Consider the following 6626-nt stretch of genomic DNA (forward strand, 5'->3'; position numbering starts at 1 on the left):
GACCCCGGAGATGAGCTCCTCGTAGGACAGCGTGCCCTCCGGCGCAGGGCCGTCCCCGGTGTGAATCACCGTGGCCAGCTCCGGGTAGCCCTGCCTGATCTCGGGCAGCAGCTTCGCGAACGCGTCGTCGATGAACAGCACCTTCGAGTCGGAGTCCCGGAGGGAGTACACGATCTCGGCCGCGCTCCAGCGGATGTTCACAGGGTTCAGCACCGCGTTCGCCCACGGCACTGCCAGCAGGTACTCGTGGTAGCGGTCAGAATTCAGCCCGAGGAACGCCACCCGGTCCCCGTCGCCGACGCCGAGCCCGCGCAGCGCACCGGCCAGCCGCGCCACCCGGTCGGCGACCTCGGCGAACGTGCGCTGCCGGTCACCGAAGATCGTCATGATGCCGTTCGGGTTCTGCTGCACGGCGCGATGCAGGCCCTGGGTCAGATACATAGGGTTCCATTCTCCGGTGTGGGGCTAGCCTCGATGATTCACGCGGTGATCGTGACTGGTTCTGATCTTCCTGCCCGCCGGTCAGTCCGACCCGGTTCTCCAACAACCGCACCGTGGCCGTCCCCACATGCGACGAGGCGCCCGCTACGTCGTCACGGTCTAGCGCAGCCAGGCCCCGCGTCATGGCCAGCCCGCGTAGCCTCGTCATCAGCATCGTCCGACTGGCCGGCGCCACGAACATCGCGAAGGGACCACGGCGCAACGCCCGCCGGCCAGAACGCCTGCTTCACACGATCATGATCCGTTGGCAAGCTGCTTTGCGGGCGTCTTAGGCCACTCGGATAGGTGCGCGGTCGGTCAGGCCAACTCCGCCGCGTGGTGCGTCGGCCTCTCCCTTCAGCTGGCGGTAGACCGAGTCGTTGTCCCAGTAGGCGCGTTCGGCGACGAGTTTGCCGGGGTCGTCGTCGCTGAAGATGTAGAGCGCGGCGATTTCGAAGCGAACCGGATGACCCTGTGGGGCAATGCCGGCAAACTCGCCCTGATGTGTTCCTGTGACGGTCAATTCTCGCCAGGAGTAGCCGGGGAGATCGTATTCACCGGTGACGGTGATGACGAAGTCAGGTAACGCGACGGCGAGCGCCTCGTAAAAGTCCTGCACACCCCGGATGCCTTCGTAGTGGGCGCTCATCGGGATGACATCGTAGAAGGCACGCTCGTCACGCAGGAAGGTGTCGTAGACCTTCTCCCACTCCTTGGCGTTCTCCTGACGGATATGCTCCTCGATTGTCGCGCGCTGCAGTGCGACCCGACCCTCGATGGTGACAACAGTCATGGCGGGGATTTCCTTTCGGGTTCGTATTGAGACTTGTTCGTCTTAGTTTCTGACGGTCGCATGTCTCAGGTATGAAGACGGTCTCGCCACCGTAGGTCTTTTCGGCGAGTAGGAACAGCGCGGCGGGTGGCCCCACGCCGGAGACGTTGTTGGGGTGCCGGGCCCGCATACAAAGCGCGGCCTCGCGGTCAGTGCACGGCAGCGGTGGCAGGGGAAAGGGTGCCGACGAATTCGACGAGTTCGGCGGCGAAGCGTGCGGGGTCTTCCGCGAACGGGATGTGCCCGACGCCGGGATATGCGGTCGTTGTCGCCGCGGCGATGATGGTGTCCAACTCGGCGAAGGCTGCCGGGGCGATGACGGTGTCGTCGCTGCCGTAGACGACACGGGTGGGGATGGTCAGTTCGGCGAGTGCGTCATCGCCGTCGCTGACGCGCCCGAGGATTGCGGCACGTACCCGCGGCGGTACCGAAAGGGCGGCGCCGAGCAATCGTTCGCGCGCGGCTTGGTCCCAGTCCCCGGCGCGGAGCAAATCGACGAACGCGCTCACCGCGGCGACCCCTTCGTCGAGGTCGGTCGATGTCAGTCCGCCAGCTGTCGCGAGAAAATCCGGTCCCAACAGGGCCAGGGCGTCCGCGCTACCGATCTTGCGTAACGGGGAGGCCAGAACCAGTCCGGACAGACCGGACTGCCCGTAGGCGCGTAGAAAGTCGGTGGCGACCAGACCGCCGTAGGACCATGCAACCAGAACCACCGGCCCCGGCCCGGCGAGCGAGATCACCGCTTCGAGGTCCTCGGCCCACGTGCGGCTAAGCGAGTAGGTGTCGTCGTCGGGCGCATCTGAGTGGCCGTGTCCACGAAGGTCGGGCGCCAGGATTCGGAACGAATTCTGGATCCGCGCAACGAGGGGATCCCACACGCCCGCGTTCAGTGACAGGCCATGGACCAGCACGACGGTGGGCGCCTGCTCCGGGCCGTGCTCGAGGACTCGCAGTCGTGCCCCCGCAGCCCCGGTGACGAAGTGCTCTCTCAACGGATTCCACCTTGAACTAGAATGTGACCGGCACCACAACGGTGCTCGTTGTGAAGATTCACCTCAATGCCACCTAGGTGGTATTGACAATCTCGGAGGCGCACGGAATAATAATTTTTTCGGAATTAGCACTGTTCTGGACGCACCTTTACTGGAGGCCGTCGTGGAACTGAAAGCTGCGGACTACCGCCGCGCCCTCGCGATGATCAACCACTGTGTCGGCGCGACCGAGTCACCGTACTTCCGCAGCGCTGTTCTCGACGCGCTCTCGACGCATCTTGGCTACGAGCACCTCACCTTCTTCCTTGGCCGCCACCCGTCACTGCAGCTGGAATTGAGCGAGCCCCGCACCCATGGCATCGTTCCCGAGCTCATGGCGCGCTACCTGGATAGTTATGCTGGCCGAGATGTCTTCGCACACAAACTCGCTCGTGAAATGATGCAGGAATACGGGCAAGCCGTGCTCCCGCAACTAGCGGAGCTAGCCCTCAGTAACGACAGATGCGGAGAATTCCTCAAGGATTTCTTACCGGGAAACGACATCAGTGACAAGATCCTCCTCTGGCTGGATACCTCACTACCCGTTCACGGTTATATCGGAGTCGTCGCGACAGGCGGACACACCTTCAACTGCGGAGACCACGAACTCCTGCGGGAACTTCGGCCGGCGTTGTCGCACCTGCTGCGCAGCCACCTCGAACATCAGGCCGCGCCCGTGGGAATGACCTTGTCGATCCGTGAGCACGAAATCGCCCGCTACGTCGCCGATGGATGGCCCAACAGATTGATCGCCCGGGAACTCGGGATCTCGGAGTGGACCGTCAAACGCCACATCACCCACGTGCTCGCCAAGTGCGGAGCGCGGTCACGCACCGAGTTGGCCATCATGTGGTGGCCCGGCAAACGCGGAACCTACGCCACGGAGCTCTCCTGACCGAAGATTGGACGCCCCAGGTCGCGCTTCCGGGCGCCCGTACCGTCGACGTCCCCGCCGTCCACCCCGAAGCCGGCGGGTCTGGCCACCCCGATCCGCTAGATCAACAGGAATCGGCGTGAATAGCCCAGGCTAGGAGTTGCCGCCGACGGGTTGGGTGCGGTTGAGGAATCGTTGGGCGGTAGCGCGGACGTGCTCACCGCTGAACAGGGCGCGCACAGCACGGCGTTCGCGGTGGAGCTGCTCGGGCAGGGTGGCCGCGGACGACCCGTCGTGCAGTGCCCGGGTGGCGACAACGGCCGCGGGGCCCAGGCTCGCCAGGCGGGCTGCCACGGCCCGGACCTGTGCGGTCAGCTGGTCGTCGTCGACGCACTGCCAGATCAGGCCCCACTCCTGTGCCTGTTCCGCCGAGACGCGCTCACCGAGCAGACTCATGCCGAGGGTCCGCGCCCGGCCGATGGACCGGCTCAATGCCCAGGAAATGCCCAGGTCCGGCACGATTCCCAGCTGGGTCACGTGCGGGATGGAGAACGAAGCCGATCGCGCCGCGATCGTGACGTCGGCCAGCAGGGCCAGCCCCAGGCCGCCGCCTGCGCACGGGCCGTTCACCGCCGCGACGATGGGCACGGGCGAGGTGACGATCGCTTCGCACATCGGCGTGAGCACATCCTCCATGCGGTCGGCGATGGCCCGGGGGAGTGCCCCGTCCTCCAGCTCGGGGGCGACCAGGTCGGCGAAGTCGGCGCCGGCGCAGAAGCCCCGGCCCGCACCCGTGATCGTCACGGCCCGAACGCCGGCGTCCGCCCCCAGTTCCTGGATCGCCACCCGGAGCCGGTCCATCAGCTCCCAGCTCAGGGCGTTGAGGACTTCGGGACGATCAAGGGTGATCGCCCCGATGTCGTTGTCGCGTTCGACCCGGAGCACCGGCGCCTCACATGCTGAAGCCGCCGCCGCAGACGACGGTCTGGCCGCTGATGTAGTCGGACTCGGGCGTGCACAGCAGGTAGACCGCGCCCGCCGCCTCGGCCGGGGTGCCGCCGCGGCCGAGGGGGATCATGCGTTCCATGGCGGAGAGCAGGTCGGTGTTGACGCCGACCTTGATCGCCTTGCCCTGGACGTCGATGGTGCCGTCCGCGTCGGCGGGAGTCTCGGTGAGCCGGGTCTTGATCAGTCCGAACGCGACGGTGTTGACGGTGACGTTGTAGCGGCCCCATTCCTTGGCCAGGGTCTTGGTCAGGCCGGTGACGCCCGCCTTGGCGGCGGCGTAGTTGACCTGGCCGACGTTGCCGCCCAGCCCGGCGATGGAGGAGATGTTGACGACCTTGCGGCAGGGGACGGGCTCACCGGCTTCCTTGGCCTGCTTCACGGCGGCGGAGATGACCGGCTGGGCGGCGCGCAGGATCCGGAAGGGCGCCTTGAGGTGGACGTCGAGGATGGCGTCCCACTGCTCGTCGGTCATCTTCTGGATGACGGTGTCCCAGGTGTAGCCGGCGTTGTTGACGATGATGTCCAGCCCGCCGAAGGCATCCACCGCGGTGGCCACGAACCGTTCGGCGAACCCCTCCTCGGTCACCGAGCCGACGCAGGCGACGGCCTTGCCGCCTTGGGCTTCGATGGCGGCGACGGTGTCCTTGGCGGGTTCGGCGTCCAGGTCGTTGACCACCACGGCCGTGCCCTCACGGGCGAGCTTGAGTGCGATTTCGCGGCCGATGCCGCGGCCGGAGCCGGAAACGATGGCGACCTTGCTGTCCAGGTTTCCCACGGGTCGAATTCCTTTCAGACTGTGCTCAGTTGACGGCGACGACTGCGTCGCCGGTGAGGGTCACGGTGCCGTCGGCGAGGGTGACGGCGAGCTCGAGCGTGGCCAGCCCGTCCTCGACGGACACCACGCGGCCGGTGCAGGTCGGTCGCGCGTGCACCGGGGTGATGGCGGCGAACCGGACGCGGTAGGTCCGGATCTGCTCCTGAAGTACCCAGTTGGTGAGCAGGCGGCCGAGGTAGGCCATGGACAACATGCCGTGGGCGAACACGTCGTCCAGCCCGACGGACTTGGCGACGTCAACGTCGATATGTATCGGGTTGTGGTCACCGGAGGCGCCCGCGAACAGCGCCAGCGTGGTGCGAGTGATCGGCGGCAGCTCCAGGGGCGGCAGCTCCGTGCCTGCTTCGACCTTCTCCAATGTGGTCACTGCGCCACCTCCGGGTTCTGCACGATGATCACCGAGGCGAGGTCGGCCACCGCGGTGCCGTCGGCCTGGGACACCGCGGTCTGTTTGACAATGAACTCCAGCGCGCCGCGCTTCTTGCTGTAGACGTCGGCGATGCGCGGCTTGGCGATCAGCGTGTCGCCGGCGTGGGCGACCGCGTGATAGGTGAAGGACTGCTCGCCGTGCAGGATCCGCCGCAGGTCCACACCGGCGTCGGCCAGCCACGCGAACGGGTCGGGTTGCTCGAGCTCGATGCCGAACAGGAAGGTCGGCGGCACGGGCAGCTCCGGGTGCCCGGCGGCCTTCGCCGCGTCGACGTCGGAGTAGACCGGGTCGGTCTCGCCGATGGCCTTGGCGAAGAACCGCAGCCGACCGGCGTCCACGGTCAGCTCGACGGGCGCCAGTTCGGTGCCGATCGCGCTGGGGTCGACGGCCATGCTCAGCTCACCTTCTCGTAGAGGGTCACCACGGCGGCGCCGCCGAGGCCGATGTTGTGCTGCAGTGCGAGATTCACGCCCTCGACCTGGCGGGCGTCGGCCTCGCCGCGCAGCTGCCAGACCAGCTCGGCGCACTGCGCCAGCCCGGTCGCGCCCAGTGGGTGGCCCTTGGACAGCAGGCCTCCGGACGGGTTGGTGACGACCCGACCGCCGTAGGTGTTGTCGCCGTCGGCGATGAACTTCTCCGCCGTGCCCTCCGGGGTGAGTCCCAGCGCCTCGTAGGACAGCAGCTCGTTGGCGGTGAAGCAGTCGTGCAGCTCGACCACCCGGATGTCCTCCGGGGACACCCCGGACGCCTCGTAGACCTGCTCCGCCGCGGTTTTGGCCATGTCGTAGCCGACCAGCTTGGTTATGTCCTTGGCCTCGAAGGTCGACGGGAAGTCCGTGGTCATCGCCTGCGCGGCGATCCGCACGTCGGTGCGCAGCCCGTGCCTGCGGGCGAACTCCTCGCTGGCGATCACGGCGGCCGCCGCACCGCAGGTCGGCGGGCAGCACTGCAGCCTGGTTAACGGGCCGAAGATGTGCGGCGAGGCCAGTACCTCCGCGACCGTCACCGGGTCGCGGAACACCGCGTACGGGTTGTTCGCCGCGTGCGCGCGGGACTTCACCGAGATCGCGGCGAACGTCTCCGCCTTGGTGCCGTACTTCTCCGCGTAGCTCGCGCCGGCGCCGCCGAAATACCAC

The 6626-nt window shown here is 67.0% G+C and carries 9 protein-coding genes; 1 reads left to right on the forward strand and 8 read right to left on the reverse strand.

What is annotated here, in order from left to right; all coding sequences use genetic code 11:
* The 3 genes from DD1DGNOD_RS12975 to DD1DGNOD_RS12985 form a co-directional block, all read right to left on the reverse strand.
* Positions 1-441 (reverse strand): AMP-binding protein (locus DD1DGNOD_RS12975; RefSeq protein WP_165036665.1); only part of this gene is annotated, 441 nt, incomplete at its 3' end.
* A 328-nt stretch (positions 442-769) separates the two neighbouring features.
* Entirely contained in the window at positions 770-1273 is a 504-nt protein-coding gene (locus DD1DGNOD_RS12980) for an ester cyclase (protein ID WP_131770243.1), read from the reverse strand.
* Positions 1274-1461: 188 nt separating this feature from the next.
* The gene (locus tag DD1DGNOD_RS12985) at positions 1462-2304 is read right to left on the reverse strand and encodes an alpha/beta fold hydrolase (protein WP_165036667.1); all 843 of its coding nucleotides are present in this window, start codon (positions 2302-2304) and stop codon (positions 1462-1464) included.
* A 163-nt stretch (positions 2305-2467) separates the two neighbouring features.
* Here DD1DGNOD_RS12985 and DD1DGNOD_RS12990 point away from each other — a divergent pair, with 163 nt between their 5' ends.
* Positions 2468-3238: a helix-turn-helix domain-containing protein gene (locus tag DD1DGNOD_RS12990; RefSeq protein ID WP_131770245.1), complete on the forward strand. Its 771-nt coding sequence runs from the start codon at positions 2468-2470 to the stop codon at positions 3236-3238.
* Positions 3239-3370: 132 nt separating this feature from the next.
* Here the strand turns inward: DD1DGNOD_RS12990 and DD1DGNOD_RS12995 are convergent, their stop codons facing one another.
* From DD1DGNOD_RS12995 to DD1DGNOD_RS13015, 5 genes are all read right to left on the reverse strand, one after another.
* On the reverse strand, positions 3371-4162 hold the full coding sequence (locus DD1DGNOD_RS12995; protein WP_131770246.1) for an enoyl-CoA hydratase/isomerase family protein: 792 nt from the start codon (positions 4160-4162) through the stop codon (positions 3371-3373).
* A gap of 7 nt (positions 4163-4169) precedes the next feature.
* Complete coding sequence (locus DD1DGNOD_RS13000) at positions 4170-5000, reverse strand: SDR family NAD(P)-dependent oxidoreductase (RefSeq protein ID WP_131770247.1); 831 nt, start codon at positions 4998-5000, stop codon at positions 4170-4172.
* A gap of 25 nt (positions 5001-5025) precedes the next feature.
* Positions 5026-5427, reverse strand: coding sequence for a MaoC/PaaZ C-terminal domain-containing protein (locus DD1DGNOD_RS13005; protein ID WP_131770248.1), 402 nt, complete (start codon positions 5425-5427; stop codon positions 5026-5028).
* A complete protein-coding gene (locus tag DD1DGNOD_RS13010; protein ID WP_131770249.1) occupies positions 5424-5882 on the reverse strand; it encodes a MaoC family dehydratase N-terminal domain-containing protein in 459 nt (152 codons plus the stop codon). The genes DD1DGNOD_RS13005 and DD1DGNOD_RS13010 overlap by 4 nt, the downstream gene beginning before the upstream one ends.
* Before the next feature lie 2 nt (positions 5883-5884).
* Positions 5885-6626 (reverse strand): thiolase C-terminal domain-containing protein (locus DD1DGNOD_RS13015; RefSeq protein ID WP_430827802.1); only part of this gene is annotated, 742 nt, incomplete at its 5' end.

The sequence above is a fragment of the Candidatus Protofrankia californiensis genome (genome assembly GCF_900634765.1).
Taxonomy (GTDB): domain Bacteria; phylum Actinomycetota; class Actinomycetes; order Frankiales; family Frankiaceae; genus Protofrankia; species Protofrankia californiensis.

What these genes read in the sequence shown, in the direction of transcription:
- DD1DGNOD_RS12980 (WP_131770243.1), bottom strand. Translation starts at nt 1,273, where the DNA reads ATGACTGTTGTCACCATCGAGGGTCGGGTCGCACTGCAGCGCGCGACA.
- DD1DGNOD_RS13010 (WP_131770249.1), bottom strand. Translation starts at nt 5,882, where the DNA reads ATGGCCGTCGACCCCAGCGCGATCGGCACCGAACTGGCGCCCGTCGAG.